This window comes from Metallococcus carri (assembly GCF_011440275.1).
Lineage (GTDB): Bacteria > Actinomycetota > Actinomycetes > Actinomycetales > Dermatophilaceae > Metallococcus > Metallococcus carri.
Window position 1 is genome coordinate 1 of record NZ_JAAOIV010000004.1, and the last position, 14,842, is coordinate 14,842.

At 69.4% G+C, this 14,842-nt stretch carries 17 protein-coding genes and 1 pseudogene; 10 read left to right on the forward strand and 8 right to left on the reverse strand.

The window, feature by feature from the left end; translation table 11 throughout:
* The 3 genes and pseudogenes from G9U51_RS06540 to G9U51_RS06550 form a co-directional block, all read right to left on the reverse strand.
* Window positions 1-526 (reverse strand): annotated as a pseudogene (locus G9U51_RS06540) (hypothetical protein); the annotation flags it as partial.
* Between the two features lie 1,012 nt (window positions 527-1,538).
* Window positions 1,539-2,210, reverse strand: coding sequence for a DedA family protein (locus G9U51_RS06545; protein WP_166195665.1), 672 nt, complete (start codon window positions 2,208-2,210; stop codon window positions 1,539-1,541).
* A 70-nt stretch (window positions 2,211-2,280) separates the two neighbouring features.
* Window positions 2,281-2,871, reverse strand: coding sequence for a DinB family protein (locus G9U51_RS06550; protein WP_166194982.1), 591 nt, complete (start codon window positions 2,869-2,871; stop codon window positions 2,281-2,283).
* 90 nt (window positions 2,872-2,961) lie between these two features.
* Here G9U51_RS06550 and G9U51_RS06555 point away from each other — a divergent pair, with 90 nt between their 5' ends.
* The 7 genes from G9U51_RS06555 to G9U51_RS06585 all read left to right on the forward strand — a co-directional run bounded on the left by G9U51_RS06555 (window position 2,962) and on the right by G9U51_RS06585 (window position 7,291).
* On the forward strand, window positions 2,962-3,918 hold the full coding sequence (locus G9U51_RS06555; RefSeq protein ID WP_166194985.1) for a helix-turn-helix transcriptional regulator: 957 nt from the start codon (window positions 2,962-2,964) through the stop codon (window positions 3,916-3,918).
* Window positions 3,919-3,962: 44 nt separating this feature from the next.
* Complete coding sequence (locus G9U51_RS06560) at window positions 3,963-4,457, forward strand: nitroreductase family protein (protein ID WP_207948108.1); 495 nt, start codon at window positions 3,963-3,965, stop codon at window positions 4,455-4,457.
* Window positions 4,454-5,068, forward strand: coding sequence for an RNA methyltransferase (locus G9U51_RS06565; RefSeq protein WP_166194991.1), 615 nt, complete (start codon window positions 4,454-4,456; stop codon window positions 5,066-5,068). The genes G9U51_RS06560 and G9U51_RS06565 overlap by 4 nt, the downstream gene beginning before the upstream one ends.
* Window positions 5,069-5,087: 19 nt before the next feature.
* Window positions 5,088-5,399: a hypothetical protein gene (locus G9U51_RS06570; RefSeq protein ID WP_207948121.1), complete on the forward strand. Its 312-nt coding sequence runs from the start codon at window positions 5,088-5,090 to the stop codon at window positions 5,397-5,399.
* 6 nt (window positions 5,400-5,405) lie between these two features.
* On the forward strand, window positions 5,406-5,750 hold the full coding sequence (locus G9U51_RS06575; RefSeq protein WP_207948109.1) for a YciI family protein: 345 nt from the start codon (window positions 5,406-5,408) through the stop codon (window positions 5,748-5,750).
* Window positions 5,751-5,858: 108 nt separating this feature from the next.
* Window positions 5,859-6,887, forward strand: coding sequence for a class II fructose-bisphosphate aldolase (gene fbaA, locus G9U51_RS06580; RefSeq protein ID WP_166194997.1), 1,029 nt, complete (start codon window positions 5,859-5,861; stop codon window positions 6,885-6,887).
* The gene (locus tag G9U51_RS06585) at window positions 6,884-7,291 is read left to right on the forward strand and encodes a DUF3151 domain-containing protein (RefSeq protein ID WP_166195000.1); all 408 of its coding nucleotides are present in this window, start codon (window positions 6,884-6,886) and stop codon (window positions 7,289-7,291) included. Before fbaA ends, G9U51_RS06585 begins: the two co-directional genes overlap by 4 nt.
* Here the strand turns inward: G9U51_RS06585 and G9U51_RS06590 are convergent.
* The 3 genes from G9U51_RS06590 to G9U51_RS06600 are packed head-to-tail and all read right to left on the reverse strand — an operon-like array spanning window position 7,288 to window position 9,995.
* Window positions 7,288-8,346 (reverse strand): DUF2332 domain-containing protein, encoded by a 1,059-nt coding sequence (locus G9U51_RS06590; protein WP_166195003.1) that lies wholly within the window; start codon window positions 8,344-8,346, stop codon window positions 7,288-7,290. The genes G9U51_RS06585 and G9U51_RS06590 overlap by 4 nt on opposite strands.
* The gene (locus G9U51_RS06595) at window positions 8,343-9,305 is read right to left on the reverse strand and encodes an NADPH:quinone oxidoreductase family protein (RefSeq protein ID WP_166195006.1); all 963 of its coding nucleotides are present in this window, start codon (window positions 9,303-9,305) and stop codon (window positions 8,343-8,345) included. The genes G9U51_RS06590 and G9U51_RS06595 overlap by 4 nt, the downstream gene beginning before the upstream one ends.
* A 9-nt stretch (window positions 9,306-9,314) precedes the next feature.
* Window positions 9,315-9,995, reverse strand: coding sequence for a histidine phosphatase family protein (locus G9U51_RS06600; RefSeq protein ID WP_166195008.1), 681 nt, complete (start codon window positions 9,993-9,995; stop codon window positions 9,315-9,317).
* Between the two features lie 56 nt (window positions 9,996-10,051).
* On the opposite strand from G9U51_RS06600, the gene G9U51_RS17780 reads away from it, so the two are divergent.
* The gene (locus G9U51_RS17780; RefSeq protein ID WP_166195011.1) at window positions 10,052-11,023 is read left to right on the forward strand and encodes a helix-turn-helix domain-containing protein; all 972 of its coding nucleotides are present in this window, start codon (window positions 10,052-10,054) and stop codon (window positions 11,021-11,023) included.
* 40 nt (window positions 11,024-11,063) lie between these two features.
* Here G9U51_RS17780 and G9U51_RS06610 read toward each other — a convergent pair whose 3' ends face one another.
* Both G9U51_RS06610 and G9U51_RS06615 read right to left on the reverse strand, forming a co-directional pair.
* The gene (locus G9U51_RS06610; protein WP_166195014.1) at window positions 11,064-11,822 is read right to left on the reverse strand and encodes a CHAP domain-containing protein; all 759 of its coding nucleotides are present in this window, start codon (window positions 11,820-11,822) and stop codon (window positions 11,064-11,066) included.
* Between the two features lie 23 nt (window positions 11,823-11,845).
* Window positions 11,846-12,646, reverse strand: coding sequence for an SH3 domain-containing protein (locus G9U51_RS06615; RefSeq protein WP_166195018.1), 801 nt, complete (start codon window positions 12,644-12,646; stop codon window positions 11,846-11,848).
* Between the two features lie 183 nt (window positions 12,647-12,829).
* Here G9U51_RS06615 and G9U51_RS06620 point away from each other — a divergent pair, with 183 nt between their 5' ends.
* Window positions 12,830-13,690: an NBR1-Ig-like domain-containing protein gene (locus tag G9U51_RS06620; RefSeq protein ID WP_166195021.1), complete on the forward strand. Its 861-nt coding sequence runs from the start codon at window positions 12,830-12,832 to the stop codon at window positions 13,688-13,690.
* Window positions 13,691-13,702: 12 nt separating this feature from the next.
* Window positions 13,703-14,839 carry a TerD domain-containing protein gene (locus tag G9U51_RS06625; protein ID WP_166195024.1) on the forward strand — a complete coding sequence of 379 codons (1,137 nt, stop codon included), beginning with the start codon at window positions 13,703-13,705 and terminating at the stop codon, window positions 14,837-14,839.
* Window positions 14,840-14,842 lie beyond the last annotated feature (3 nt).

Sequence of the window (14,842 nt, forward strand, 5' to 3'; positions counted from 1 at the left end):
CCCGCTCCAACACCGTGATCGCCTCCACCAGCACCGCACCGGTCAAATCCGGGGCGCCCGAATCAGCGGCAGCACCAGGATCAGCGGGGTCGGCAGCACCGGCAACGGCATCGGCAGCGGTGGCCGTCGTGGCGTCGGTGTCATCACCGGCGTGACACCCATCATCCGGCCGCCCTGCGCCGGTGGGAGAAGCTGCGGCGGCACAGGCCATGCTCAGGCTGGTCTCGTCCAGGGCGGCTAACCGCTCGATCAAGGCGCGCAACTCCGCAGCGGTCGGCGCCGACAACGCCCCATCACATGTCGGGGCGGCCGCAGCGGCGGGTGCCGAGGTGGGCGCCGAGGTGGCCTCCGACACGACATCCGCCGCGCCGTCCGACATGGCGGCCGGCGTAGTGGCGGAGACCGGGTCGCCGACGTGACCGGCGTGGATGTCGGAGGCGTTGTTGGTGTTGTTCGAGCGCGCACTGTCCGCGCCGGCGGCCGGGTCCGGCCCTGACGTGGGGGTGTTGTCGCGTGCTTCGAACATGTTTCTATTCTAGCTGCCCGGTGTGACATTGTCAGCGTTTTTCACAGGGTTTATTTACGCTGAGAGCGAACATTCGAGGCTGTCAGTGGTGCCGGTTAGCGTGGTCCCGTGTGTGCTTCTTGACGGCCGCCACCGGCACCCAATTCCGGAACGACAGAACCTCCGCCCGAAGGGCCGGGAAGTGGTCGCTATCACCGCCACATTCCTCTACTACGGATGTAGAGCACGCGAGGCGAGCTCACGGCAACCGGATCAGCAGACAGGCAGGCAGGTAGGTAGGTAGGCAGTCCGGCAGGCAAGCACTGAGCTCGCCGACGACGACTGCCGGATCGACCGGCCCAGCAGCCATCCGCTTTGGACCTACACGGCTCGGCGTTCTGGCCCCGCCCTCGGGAGTCGCCACTGCGGCGGGCGGGCGGACGAGGTGGCAGGAGCACGACGAGAGGGGTCGCTATTACCGCCGGATTCCTCTACTACGGGTGTAGCGAACGCGAGGCGATCTCACGGCAGCCGGATCGGCAGGCAGTCCGGCGGCCAGGCACCGAGGCTGCCGACGACGACTGCCGGATCGACCGGCCCAGCAGCCATCCGCTTTGGACCTACACGGCTCGGCGTTCTGGCCCCTCCTCCCGGGAGTCGCCACTGCGGCGGGCGGCCGGACAAGGTGGCGGGGGCACGACGCAAACTCGTCGCTATAACCGCCACATTTCTCTACTACGGATGTAGGGCACGAGAGGCCATCGCCAGTCGACCAAAACTCGCCGCTCGGCCGGTGGTTGGTGCCCGCTCGGGCGACGACAACTCGCCGCTCGATAACTCGCGGGGAACGAGAAGTCGGCGAAGGAGAGGCCGACGCAACACGAAACAGTCACACCCGAGAATGTGGTCGCGATAACCGCCGGATCCCTCTACTACGGACGTAAAAGCGGCAGGCGATGACGACGGCATACCTGAGGAATCCGCAGACAGCCGCCAGCCCCGCCGGGGTGACGTACGACGTGCGGTCTCGGGCTCAGTCGGTGAGGTCGTCGACCGCGTCGCCGACCTCGTCGGCCATGGCGGAGGCCTGCTTGCGGTGGCGCCACCACTCGATCAGCATCGGCACGATCGACAGGAAGACGATCACGAGGATCGCGATGTCGATGTTCTTGCCGAGGCCGGGGAAGGCCTTGCCGAGCGAGGCGCCGAGCGCGACGACGAGGGCGACCCAGAGCACGGCGCCGACCGCCGACCAGGTGAAGAACCGCTTGCGATCCATCCGCGAGACGCCCGCGACGATGGTGATGAACGTACGCACAACCGGCACGAACCGCCCGATGACCAGCGCCTTGTTGCCGTGCTTGTCGAAGAACGCCGACGTCTGTTCGAAGTACTTCTTCTTGAGGATCCGGCCGTCCCGCTCATAAAGGGGAGCACCGACGGCCCGGCCGATCTCGTAACCGACCACATTGCCGGCGAAGGCCGCCACGATCAGCGCCGGCACCGACACGAACAGCGGCACGTCGAACCCGGTGTCGGTCACCGAGAACAGCCCGATCGCGAACAGCAACGAGTCGCCAGGCAGGAACGGGAAGAACAAGCCACACTCGATGAAGACGATCGCGAGCGACACCCAGAAGAACGCACCCCCGAACTGGGCGAGCAGTTGGTTGGGGTCCATGAACCACGGGCCGAGGGAGTGCATCACGGCGCCAGCGTAAGTGAGCCGGCTGTGAGCGCGCTGGGCGTATGCCGAGCGTCGCGAGCCTCGCGCTCTAGGCCCGGTCAGGTGCCCAGGGCTTGAGCCAGTCGGTTTCGGGCCAGCCCTCCAGGCCGGCCTTGAGCTCGTACATCGTTGCGCCGTCGATGGATTCGCGGATGATGTCGGCGTGGCCGGCGTGCCGGGCGACCTCCTCGACCAGGTGCAGCAGCACCCAGCGCACCTGCCAGGTCTGGGTGTCCTTGGGCCACCACGGGGCGTCCGAGGGCACCGGCACCTCCGTTGTCATGTCGACCCGGCCGCAGACGTCGGTGACGCGCTGCTGCAGCTGTTGCACGGAGGCGTCCAACTCGGCGAGCGACTCGGTCGGGTTCCACTCGGCGGCATACTGCGCCGCAGCCTCGTCAGCGCTGGCGATTTTCGTCGGCTCGCCCGGCGCGGCCTCGACGCGGTCCAGCCAGGAGTTCGACGCGTTCGTCACGTGGTTGACCAGCGCGGCGATCGACAGGGTGCTCTTTGTCGGAGTCGCGTGCGCCTGCTCCTCGGTGAGGCCGTAGGCCGCGCCGCGGATGCCGTCGAGCTGCTGATTGATGTAGGCGCCGAGCAGCTCGGGCTCGGTGGTGAGAGAGGGGACGTGTGCGGGCATGGTCTGCGCTCCTTGGGTTTCGGTGGTGATCACCATGCTGTCGACGAAATAGGACAGTTCCTGTCCGCTGGGTGCCGCATGCTGGAGGACATGAGCGAAACGACGGCCCGCGTGCTGCAACTGCTCGGCTTGCTGCAGTCGCGCCCGGTGTGGAGCGGGACCGACCTGGCCGAGCGGCTCGGTGTGACCACGAGGTCCGTGCGACGCGATGTCGACCGTTTGCGCGAACTCGGCTACCCGGTCGAGGCCGAGCGTGGCGTCGCCGGTGGCTACCGGCTCGGGGCGGGTCGAGCGCTGCCGCCGTTGCTGCTCGACCAGGACGAGGCCGTCGCCGTCGCCGTCTGCCTGCGGCTGGCCGCGACGGGCACGGTCGCGGGCATCGGCGAGGCCGCCGTGCGCACCCTCGGCAAGCTCGACCAGGTGCTGCCTGCGCGGCTGCGGGCGCAGGTCGCGGCCGTCCAGGAGGCGACGTTCACCCTCGACGCCCGGGGCCCCCAGGTCGATCCGGACGTGCTGCTCGTCCTCGCGCGAGCCATCCGGGAGACGGTTCAGGTGTCTCTCACGTATGTCGACCGGTCCGGTGCCGAGACCGAGCGCAGGTTGGAGCCCTATCGCCTCGCGGCGACCCGAAACCGTTGGTATCTGGTCGGTTTCGACCTCGGCCGGGACGACTGGCGGACGCTGCGGCTGGACCGGATGGGCGAGGTGCGGGCGACGACCTTCCGGTTCCGGCCGCGCAAGACCCCGGACTTGGAGGACTACGTGCGGCGGTCGATCACCCAGTCGCCGTACGACCTGGTCGCGACCCTCGAGGTCGAGGCGAGCGCCGACGAGGTGAGCGCACGCATCCCGCCGTCGGTGGGCACCGTCACCGCACTCGCACGCGACCGGGCCCGGCTGGTCGTCGGCGCCGACAACGCCGACGCCATGGCCGTGCACCTGATGCGCCTCGACCTGGACTTCCGCGTGCTCGACTGTCCGCCCCTGCAGGCCGCGCTGCGCCGGTATGCCGCCCGCGCGCGTCGGTGCGCTCGTCCCGTAAGTTGACCGATGTGGAGGACGCCGGGCTGCTGCCGTTGATCAGGTCGCGCGTGAGCCCACTGGCGTTCGACCCGGCGCACGACCTCGACCCGGCGACGGTGCAGAGCCTGCTGGAGGCCGCCCGGTGGGCGCCGTCGGCCGGCAACTCCCAACCCTGGGCGTTCCACCTCTGGCCGAGGGGCAGCGCCGGCCACCGGATGGTCATCGACCGGCTCGCCCCGAGCAGCGCGCGCTGGGCCCCGGCCGCGTCCGCGCTGGTCGTCAACCTCGCGCACGTCGAGGTGGAGGACAGCGGGATGGAGTTCTCCGAGTTCGCCGACTACGACCTGGGTCAGGCGGTGGCTCACATGATCCTGCACGCTCACTCGATCGGCTTGTCCTGCAGGCAGTTTCGCGCTTTCGACCTGGCAGCACTCGAGCAGGATCTGCAGGTCGCGCCCGGTTGGCGGATCCGCACGCTGACCGCCATCGGCCGTGCCGCCGGCGAGACACCCCGCACACCGCGGCGCGACGTGGCCGAGGTCGCAGCCGACGGGGTGCGATGACCGAGGTGGGTGTCGGGCCCTGGGAGGGGGAGTGGCCCACGGACGAGCGCTTTGACCCGGAGCTGTTGCGCGACGGAGACCGCCGCAATGTGGCTGACCGCTACCGCTATTGGCGAATGTCGGCCATCGTTGCCGACCTCGACGATCACCGACATGACTTCCATGTCGCGGTGGAGAACTGGGGTCACGACTTCAACATCGGCTCCGTCATACGGACCGCGAATGCGTTCAACGCCAAGGCTTTTCACATCGTCGGCAAGCGCCGGTGGAATCGGCGTGGCGCGATGGTCACCGATCGCTACCAGCACGAGTTCCACCACCCGCGCGTCGAGGATCTCGTGGAGTGGGCCGCCGCCGAGGGCCTCGTGCTGGTCGGCGTGGACAACCTGCCCGGGTCGCTGCCGATCGAGACCTACGACCTGCCGCGGCGATGCGTGCTGGTCTTCGGCCAGGAGGGCCCCGGCCTCAGCGAGCCGATGCGGGCGGCGTGTGAGGTGGTGCTGCACATCGAGCAGTTCGGCTCCACCCGGTCGATCAACGCCGGCGCCGCGGCGGCGATCGCGATGCACGCCTGGGTGCGCCGTCACGTCTTCGGGCAACCGGCGACGTAGGTTGACGGTTATGGACGGAATGACCCTGCGTGCACCCGCCGACGTGCAGACCGCACCGATCGTTGCCCTCGGGCTGGTCGGCGGCTACCTCGTCGCCCGTGAGACCGGCATTCGCCCGCTCGGCGGCGTGCTGCTCGCCGGTTGCGGTGCCTTCGCCGCCCGCAGCTGGTATGCCAAGAACGGCCCCGGCATCGCGGGCGCGCTCGGGGCGGCATACCTGGGTGCCTTCGGAGCCAGCCACCCGCTCGCCAAGAAGATCGGCGCCTGGCCCTCGGTCGCCGCGGTGACCGCCCTCGCCGCAGGCGCGGCATACGCCAGCGATCGGTCGTAACCAGAAGTGAGCAAGTTCTTCGTGCTCATCGCCTTCGAGCCCAATGCGTGGAACGACGCATCCGCGGAACAACGCGCCGCCTGGCACCAGGACCACGTCGACTTCCACCGCGCTCTGGGCGACCGGATCCTGTCCGGCGAGGCGCTCGCGGACGCCTCGACCGCGCGGACCGTGCGCTTGCAGGACGGCGAGCCGCGAGTGACGGCCGGGCCGTTCGCCGAGACGACCGAGATGATCGGCGGCTACTACCTGCTCGAGGCGGTCAGCCAGCAGCAGGTGCTCGGCTGGTGCGAGATGCTGCCGAGCTGCTACTCCCTCGAGGTGCGACCGGTCGTGGAGGTCGAGGTTTAGGCGGCGTTGACGGTATGCCGGGAGCCCGAACGGGCCCATCTGCGCCGCAAGCTCAATGAACTGGAAGGATGAGCCCAACGGCACCGAAGCGTCGAAACGGAGTTCACCATGCCGATCGCAACCCCCGAGGTCTACGCCGACATGCTCGACCGGGCCAAGAAGGGCTCGTTCGCCTACCCGGCGATCAACGTCAGCAGCAGCCAGACCCTCAACGCCGCCATCCGTGGCTTCGCCGAGGCGGGCAGTGACGGGATCGTCCAGGTGTCCACCGGCGGCGCGGAATATCTGTCGGGGCCGACCGTCAAGGACATGGTCGCCGGTTCGCTGGCGCTCGCGGCCTACGCGCACGAGGTCGCAAAGAACTATGACGTCAATATCGCGCTGCACACCGACCACTGCCCCAAGGACAAGCTGGACGGCTTCGTCCGGCCGCTGCTGCAGGCCTCGACCGAGCGGGTGAAGAACGGCGGCCTGCCCTACTTCCAGTCGCACATGTGGGACGGCTCGGCGGTGCCGCTGGAGGAGAACCTCACGATCGCCAAGGAGCTGCTCGACCTGTGCGCGGCCGCCAAGGTGATCCTCGAGATCGAGGTCGGCGTCGTCGGTGGTGAGGAGGACGGCGTCGCCAACGAGATCAACGACAAGCTCTACTCCACCCCCGAGGACGCCATCGCGACCGCCAAGGCGCTCGGCACCGGTGAGAACGGCTACTACATGACCGCGCTCACCTTCGGCAATGTGCACGGCGTCTACAAGCCGGGCAACGTCAAGCTGCGCCCCGAGGTGCTGAAGAACGCCCAGGACGCGGTGCACAAGGAGTTCAAGACCGACGACGACAAGCCCTTCCACCTGGTCTTCCACGGCGGCTCGGGCTCGACCGCCGAGGAGATCAAGGCGGCCGTCTCCTACGGCGTCGTGAAGATGAACGTCGACACCGACACCCAGTACGCCTTCACCCGCCCGGTCGCCGGATGGATGCTGTCCAACTACGACGGCGTGCTGAAGATCGACGGCGAGGTCGGCGACAAGAAGAAGTACGACCCGCGCGCCTGGGGCAAGGAAGCCGAGGCCGGTATGGCGGCCCGTGTGGTCGAGGCGTGCGAGCACCTCGGCTCGGCGGGTCGGTCCGGCAAGTGAGCGGCGACAACCTGCTCGGCATCCCCGAGACCCGGCTGGAGCCGGATCCAGCGGCGGCCGCGCTGGCACGGGGTGTCGCGCCCGCCGACGTGGCGCGCGATCACCCGGCCTCGTCGCTGGCGTGGGCCACGCTCGCCGAGGACGCGCTGCAGCGCGACGACGCGATCGCGGCATACGCCTATGCCCGCACCGGCTATCACCGGGGCCTGGACGCACTGCGCCGCGCGGGCTGGCGCGGGCAGGGACCGGTGCCGTGGGAGCACGAGCCCAACCGCGGCTTCCTGCGGGCGCTCGCGGCGTTGTCCAAGGCCGCCGGTGCGATCGGCGAGACCGACGAACAGCGCCGGTGCGCCGACTTCCTGCGCGACTCTTCGGCGACCGGGGCGCGCGAGCTCGGCCTCTAGTCGAGCGCCAGCCAGGCGCCGTGCGACTGGCAGGTGCCCAGCGTGACCGGCGTGAGTGCAGAGCCGTCGCGCCAACGGTGCAGCCCGAGCACGGTCTCGGCCGTGCCCTGGGGGAGGTCCGACGGCAGGCCGGGCACGCACGACGGCGGCTCAGCGCTGACATAGCTCACCGCACCGGGCGCGGCACCGATGGCCGTGAGCACCGCGGCCCGCTGGTCGGGAGCGACATAGGTCAACGCCCACGACGAGAACACCACCAGGTGGGTGGTTGCGTCGGCGAGATCGCGTATGACGTCCGGCAGGTCCGCGACCATGTCGCCTCGGTCGACCCGCGGCGGATCGGTCCGCAGCAACTCGACCGCGGCGTCAAAGCGCTCGACCCGCCCCGGCACCTCGGGCCACAGGCAGGCGCGCAACCACGCCAGCCGGTCGACGTCGTCGAGCGAGATCGGGTCGCGGTCGAGTCCGCGGCGGTCGACGATCGGTGGGAAGTCGAGGCTGGAAACCGTTGTCGCAGAACGGTCTTCGCCGAAGCAGTCGACCGGCGAGTCCTCCGGACCCACGGCGACTCCCGATGACAGCCGCACGCGATAGCGGTCGACTCCGAGCAGCAACCCGGCACTCGCGCCGACCTCGAGCAGCGTGATCGGCTGATCGGGCCGGTCGCAGGTCGCCGCGTGCAACAAGGCCGCGAGATAGGTCGCCCGGTTGACCTCGTTGGTCTGCGTCGTGCGCGTCGCGATCGTATGCCGCAGCTCGTCCGCGTGGTCCAGGGCCGTCTGCCGCACCGTGGCCCATGGGTCACCCTGCGGCGGGGTAGCGGCGACCGACGGAAACCATTGCGCCGCAGGCAGATCCGGGTTGCGCAGCACCAGGTCGTGCACCGCGGCAAGGAAGAGGACCGGCCGCGCCTGACCGGGCTGCGCCGACGACATCAGCCCCAGCACGTCGGGATCGTCGGCGGCGCCGCGGCAGATCGCGGCATACAGCGGCAGGTCGTGACCGGCGGCGAACTCCAGGAAGTATCGCCGGACGCGGTCCAGCCGATCGCTCATCGGACGGTGAGCAGGACCTTGCCGGTGACCCGGCGTTCGGCCAGGGCGGTCAGCGCCTCGCCGAGCTGGTCGAGGGGGAAGCGCGCACCGATCGGCGGGTCGAATCGGCCGCCGAAGAGCGCCACCAACTCGTCCCACTGCTTGCGCACCTCGGCCGGTCGCGGCATCCAGTAGGCACCCCAGCCGACGCCGACCACGCTGATGTTGTTGAGCAGCAACCGATTCACCTTCACCGTGGGAATCTCACCGCCGGTGAAACCGATGACCAGGAGCCGCCCGAGCGTCGCGAGCGAGCGCAGCGAGTCGGTGAACCGATCCCCACCGACCGGGTCCAGCACGACGTCGACGCCACGGCCGTCGGTGAGCTCCTTGACCGCGTCCTTGAAACCGTCGGCGCGCACCACTTCATCAGCGCCGGCGGCCCGCGCCACCGCCTCCTTGTCGTCCGAGGACACCACCGCGATGGTCCGTGCTCCGGCCGCACGCGCGATCTGCAGCGCGGCGGTGCCGATGCCGCCGGCGGCACCGTGCACGAGCACCGTCTCACCCGATCGCAGGCCGCCGCGGTGCAACAGCGCGAAGAGGCAGGTGAGGTAGTTCATCGGCAGCGCCGCGGCCGCCTCGAAGGACACCGCATCCGGCAGCGGGAACACCATCGCCGGGTCCACCGCAACCGTTTCAGCGAACCCGCCGAAGCCCGGGAACGCCGCCACCCGATCACCTGCGGCGAAGCCGGACCCGCCCGGCGCCGACCGCACGACGCCGCTCACCTCGGCGCCCGGCACGTACGGCGTCGGCGGCTGGATCTGGTATTCGCCCTTGGACTGCAACAGGTCCGGGAAGCTCACGCCGGCCACCTGGACGTCGACGATCACCTTGTCCGTTGCGTCCGGCTCGGGCAGGTCGACCACCTGCGCCACGCTCGGGCCCTCGGTCGAGACGAAGTGGATCGCGCGCATGGCTGCTCCTCAGCGGTAGGTCATGAGTTCGGGTTGGGATTCCAGATGACTGTGGTCGTTGAAACTCACCAGGGTGGGCGAATCGCCTTGACCGGCAACGACTTTGGTGACCGACGAGTTCATGCAGACCTCCTGCAATCGCGTCCACACATCGGCGTGGTCGCCCAACAGACCGGTCGCGATCGAGGCGACCGGGCCCCCCGAGGTGACCGCGATCGTCATACCGTCGCGATCGAGACATCGCTCACTCGCCTCGGCGACCCGCGCGCGAAAGCCCTGGAACGACTCCTCGTAGTCCGCGAACTCGCCCGAGGTCCACCGCTCCACCGCCGCGGTGAAGACGCTCTGGAAGGCGCGCCGCGGGTGCAGCGTCCGCGCCATGTCCGCCATCAGCACCGAGCGATGGCGGTAGGCGGGGCGGTAGGCCCGCAGGATCGCGTCGTGGTCGTATTCGTCCCAGCCGGGGTCTTCCTCGATCTCCATCCGCCACCCGGCGGCGGCGCGCATCGTGCGGGCGGTCTGCTGGTGGCGCTTCATCGCACCGGTCACGATCCGCTCCGGCGCGACACCGCGCGCCCGCAGCGCCCGGCCCAGCGCGGCCGCCTGCCGAAGGCCGATCTCGGAGAGTTGGTCGTAGTCCCGTTTGCCGAAGGACGCCTGGCCATGGCGCACGAGCAACAGCACGGACATGACCGCCAACCTACCGACCCCTCGCCCCTCCTGTCCGAGGTCCTACAGTCGGATTCGTGGACGGACGGTTGACCGTGCTCGGGCTGGGTCCCGACGGCGAGGCGCTGTATCGACAGGTCTTGCGTATGCCGGGTGAGCCGCTGGCCGCGCACGCGCACCGGATCGGGTGCTCGCTGACCGATGCCGAAGCAGCGCTGGCCGACCTGCAGCGGCTGCGGCTGGTGCGGGTGGGTGACGACGGTGTGGTCAGCGCTGACCACCCGCGGGCTGCTCTCGAACGGGTGGTCAGCATCGAGGAGGCGCAGCTCGCCACCCGCCGCCAACAGCTCGCGAGAGTGCGCGACTCGATCGATGCCTTCGCTGCGGATTACCGTGTGGGACAAGAGCGTTCGTCCTCCACCGTGGCTCCGCGCGAGCGGGTGGACGCGGCCGTTGTCGCGGCGGTGCGCGAGCAGTTGATGGCTTCGACCGACGGCACAGTGCGGGTCGCGGTGCGCACCGTGCCTGCCGAGCGGCCGAGTGATCTGCCGGGGGCCTTGCAACAGGTGCACGCCGGGCGGGAGCAGCGAGCGCTCTATCTCGAGAGCATCGTCGATGCCGCCGGGGACTGGATGCGCGAATGGGCCGACGCGGGCGAGCAGCAGCGGGTCACCAAGCAGTTGCCGTCGGAATTCGTCTGTTTCGGCACCGAGTGCGCCCTGGCGACGACCGAGTGGGGTCGCGCGGACGGTGACTTCGTCGTGCTGCGCGACCCGATGGTGGTGGCGGCCTTCGTCGAACTCTTCGACCGGGTGTGGCAGACCGCCGCGGTCGTCGACACCGGTGCCACCGAGGAGAGCCTGCTGCAACTCATGCGGCAGGGCCTGAAGGACGAGGCGATCGCTCGGGTGCTCGGGGTCTCCCTGCGCACCGTGCGCCGGCGGATCGCGACGCTCATGGCCGAGCACCAGGTCGACACCCGCTTCCAGCTCGCGCTCGAACTCGCCCGCCGCGAGGGTGACGACGCGACGCGCCCCGACGACCGCTGAGGGCCGCCGGGGCGAGTCGGCTGGGAGGAGATTCGCAGGGTTACCGCTTGGCCGGAGCCAGGATGTACTGCATGCCCGACACGTCGGTGACAGTGCGGGTGCTCCACACCCACTCGCCACGGAAGTTCATCTCGACGATGTCGATCTTGTTGCCATGGACCGCCTTGACCCACGCCACGTGGCCATACGTCCGGTTGGCGCCGTGCACGCCGGGCTGGAAGACCACCATCGAGTGGGCGTACGGCTTATAGGTCACCGTCCACCCTCGGGCCTTGGCGTTGCGGGCCATGTCCTTGGCGTTGCCCATGACCAATGGGTACTTGCCGGAGTAGGCCTTGAACTTCTCGTAGGCGCCCCAGGTGCACTGACCACCGCTGCCGGTGTTGTGGCCGATCGTCTGGCCCCACGTGCGCTTGACCCCACCGGGGTTCGTGGCAGGCGGTGGGTTCTTGGCGCCCTTGCACAGCGGCGCCACACGGGTATTGGAGCCGGTGTACACATAGGCGTCAGAGACCCAGCGGCCATTGCCGATCTTGTCCCACCAGGTCGAGCTGCCGTAGGTGCCCGTGACCCGCTGTCCACGGGCCTGGCAGACGATGGTGACCTTGGCGCCCTTCTTCAGGGTGCCTACTGCCTTGGAATGTGTGGTCGCCTTGGCTCGCACGGTCAGCGGAGCCGACGCGGTGTGGACCGTGCCGTTCGCCGCCTGTGAGGTGGCAACGCCGATACCGACCACTCCGCCCGCGAGCATCGTGGTGCCGGCGGCACCCAGCGCGAGCGTTCTCTTCAGATTCTTCACGATCGCTGTCCTTTCTCGATCGCTCAGTGCTGGACCGGCGCGTTGACCGAGATGTGGATGTGGTCGTAGTGACCCTGGGTGACCTGGCCGGGGCGGCCGTAGTCGCGCCAGCCCTCGCTCGCCCGCGACATGTTCCAGATCCGGTTCTGCCAGATCACGTACTGCACGTCGAGGCGGCCGGCATACTTGCGCAGCCACGCGGCGGCGGTGTTGCCCTCCTTCAAGTTCGCGCCCTTGGCGAAGGAGCCGAACCTGCCGGGGAAGCAGTCGAGTGCGTTGCCGCTGTTGTGGTCGGTCTTGCTGCCGGGCCGATAGGCGCTGACGTCACACCGGATGCCGGGGAAGGCCTTCTGCATCTCGGCGCGAACGAAGGCCGCGCGCTTGGTGAGATGCGGTGCCCGGCTCATCGCCGGCGGATAGGGGTTGGCCCGCGGTGCACCCGGCATCTTGCCCGTGCCCGTGTCACCGCCGGTGCTGCCGTTGCACAGCTTGGTGAAGCGGCCGCGGTGGCCGGTGGAGACATAGGCATCGGACACCCAGCGATTGGTGCCGATCTTGTCCCACCAGGTCGTGCTGCCCCACGGGCTGGTGACCCGCTGGCCGCGCTGCTGGCAGTAGATGGTGACCTTGGTGCCCTTGCGGAGGGCACCGACGGCCCGGGAATGCGTGGTCGGCTTCGCACGAACCGTGAGCGGGTCGCGCACCGTGTGGACCGTGCCGCTGCCGGCTGCCTGGGATGTGGCCATGTCGACGCCGACAATGCCGCCGGTGACCACCGCCGCGCCCGAGACGGTGAGCGCGAGGGTCTTCTTGATGCTGCGCATGAGATTCCTCCAGTGGTTGGGTGAAGCCGGTCATCCGGAGAGCGGGGGTGCTCGCCGACCGGCACCGCTACGAGGGCCGTCAGGTCCTGTCAGGACCCGGATCTGACGGAGCCGTTGACGTATGCCGGACGTCAGACCGGACGAGTTCACCCCCTGTCCTCAGCACCCGAAGGCCACATTGCGATGACCACGCTCGATGAACGCCAGGTCGTGACGCGGCGCTTTGCGCAGCTGCTGTCCGACCTCCGTCAGGAGGCGGGAGCCCCGTCCTTTCGTCAGATGGCAGCGCGGTCCGGCTGCATCTCGCACGCCACGCTGCACGAGGCGACCCAGGGCCGGCGGTTCCCCACCTGGGCGACCACTCGGCAGTTCCTGCTCGCCTGCGATCACGACCCCGCGCGCTGGCGCGGCGAATGGGAACGGTGCAACCGGCTGCTCCAGCGCACTCGTCCAGCGCCCGCACCCGAGCCGGCGCCCGCACCCGAGCCGCCGTCCGCACCCCAGCAGCGATCCCGCCGGCGCTCGCCCATCGTCGCGGTCGGGGCTGGGCTCATCGGCGCGCTCATGGGCATCGTCGCGTTCATCGCGATGCGTCCGGTCAACCCCGACGCCATGGTCGTCAACGCGATGGTGGCCGGTGGCCAAGCCGCCGCAGTCACCTGCGAAGCAAGCCCCGGGTGGTCCGGCGCCACGGCAACGGCCGGAGCGGACGGCATACAGGTCAGTGACGGCCAGGCGCAGTCCTGTGCGTCCGTGCGCCCGGCGACTCGGGTGCACAAGACCTGGAAGGTGCACAACACGGGCAGGGGCACCTGGCCGGCGCGCATGCTGCACCGCGTGAGCAGCACCGGCGGCTGCGAGAGCACCGACCGGGTGCCGGTGCCCGCGGTCCGGCCCGGTCAGACGGTCGTCGTCGGCGTCGATGTGCGCACCGCAGCGAATCCAGTTCTGTGCCAACAGGTTTGGCGGATCCGTGACGCGTCCGGGCGCCCGGCGTTCGGCACGAACGCCGATCTACTCCTGCAGTTCCTGGTCGTTGCCTGAGAGGGTGGAGGTATGACGGAGCTCGCCAAGGGTGCCAACACGACAGTCCCCGACAGTGCGCTGAAGGCCACGCTGCGCTGGCAGCCGGGGCCTGGCGTGCCCGATGTCGACGCCTCGGCGCTGCTGCTCGGCGCCGACGGCAAGGTCGCCTCGGACGCCGACTTCGTGTTCTACAACCAGCCGCGGCATACCTCGGGGTCGGTGCGGCACGAGGGCAAGACGCCCGGGGCCGACGCGCTCGCAGTCGATCTGCCCGCCGTCCCGGCCGAGGTCGAACGCATCGTGCTCGCGGCGTCCGCCGACGGCGGCACCTTCGGCCAGGTGCCGGGCCTGGTGCTCGAACTTGCCACCGCCGACGGTATGCCGGCCGCGACCTTCCCGATGACCGCCGAAGCCGAGACGGCATTCCTCTGCGGCGAGCTCTACCGGCGAGGCGGTGGATGGAAGCTGCGCGCCGTTGGGCAGGGCTACAGCAGCGGATTGGCAGGCATCGCAACGGATTTCGGCATCTCCGTCGAGGATGAGCCTGAGCCAGCCGCTCCCACTCCCGCGCCGCCTGCACCCGCCGGTGTCATCAACCTCACCAAGGGCGCCTCGATCAACCTGGCCAAGACCGCCGTCATCCGGGCGACCTGCACCTGGCCGACCAAGACCGACTACGACGTGCTCGCCCTCGTGGAGTACGCCGACGGCCACGTGGAGACGGTCTCCCAGTTCGGCACGACCGACGCCCCGGACGGCTGGCGCCCGCAGACCGCGGACGGTGCGGTGCGCCATCTCGGTGACATCAAGCGTGGCGGCGGTGAGGTGGCGACGGAGACGATCGAGATCGCGCTCAACGACTCGATCCGCGGTGTCGTGCCGTTCGTCTATTCGGCGCAGGGCAACGGTCTCGGCAGTTTCAAGAAGTACCAAGTGAGCATGGACATCGACAACGGCTCGGGCGGCCAGGTCCACATCTCCTCGGTCGACGCCAACTCCTCGCGCTTCGTCTACACCTGCGTCCCCGGCATCATCATCAACGCCGGCGCCGAGGTGCGTGTGCAAGCGCTCGAGCTGTACTCGCAGAAGGGCTCCGAGCGCCGGCCGACGGTGACCAACGGCGTGGTGCGGATGGATGCCGGTCCCACCAACCTCTATAAGAAGTAGGTC

Bases quoted from the DNA above. Each gene is read 5' to 3' on its own strand.
- G9U51_RS06565 (WP_166194991.1), top strand. From the start codon at position 4,454: ATGACCGAGGTGGGTGTCGGGCCCTGGGAGGGGGAGTGGCCCACGGAC.
- G9U51_RS06590 (WP_166195003.1), bottom strand. From the start codon at position 8,346: ATGAGCGATCGGCTGGACCGCGTCCGGCGATACTTCCTGGAGTTCGCC.
- G9U51_RS06615 (WP_166195018.1), bottom strand. From the start codon at position 12,646: ATGCGCAGCATCAAGAAGACCCTCGCGCTCACCGTCTCGGGCGCGGCG.
- G9U51_RS06550 (WP_166194982.1), bottom strand. From the start codon at position 2,871: ATGCCCGCACACGTCCCCTCTCTCACCACCGAGCCCGAGCTGCTCGGC.
- G9U51_RS06620 (WP_166195021.1), top strand. From the start codon at position 12,830: ATGACCACGCTCGATGAACGCCAGGTCGTGACGCGGCGCTTTGCGCAG.
- G9U51_RS06595 (WP_166195006.1), bottom strand. From the start codon at position 9,305: ATGCGCGCGATCCACTTCGTCTCGACCGAGGGCCCGAGCGTGGCGCAG.
- G9U51_RS06600 (WP_166195008.1), bottom strand. From the start codon at position 9,995: ATGTCCGTGCTGTTGCTCGTGCGCCATGGCCAGGCGTCCTTCGGCAAA.
- G9U51_RS06555 (WP_166194985.1), top strand. From the start codon at position 2,962: ATGAGCGAAACGACGGCCCGCGTGCTGCAACTGCTCGGCTTGCTGCAG.
- fbaA (WP_166194997.1), top strand. From the start codon at position 5,859: ATGCCGATCGCAACCCCCGAGGTCTACGCCGACATGCTCGACCGGGCC.
- G9U51_RS06545 (WP_166195665.1), bottom strand. From the start codon at position 2,210: ATGCACTCCCTCGGCCCGTGGTTCATGGACCCCAACCAACTGCTCGCC.
- G9U51_RS06625 (WP_166195024.1), top strand. From the start codon at position 13,703: ATGACGGAGCTCGCCAAGGGTGCCAACACGACAGTCCCCGACAGTGCG.
- G9U51_RS06570 (WP_207948121.1), top strand. From the start codon at position 5,088: ATGACCCTGCGTGCACCCGCCGACGTGCAGACCGCACCGATCGTTGCC.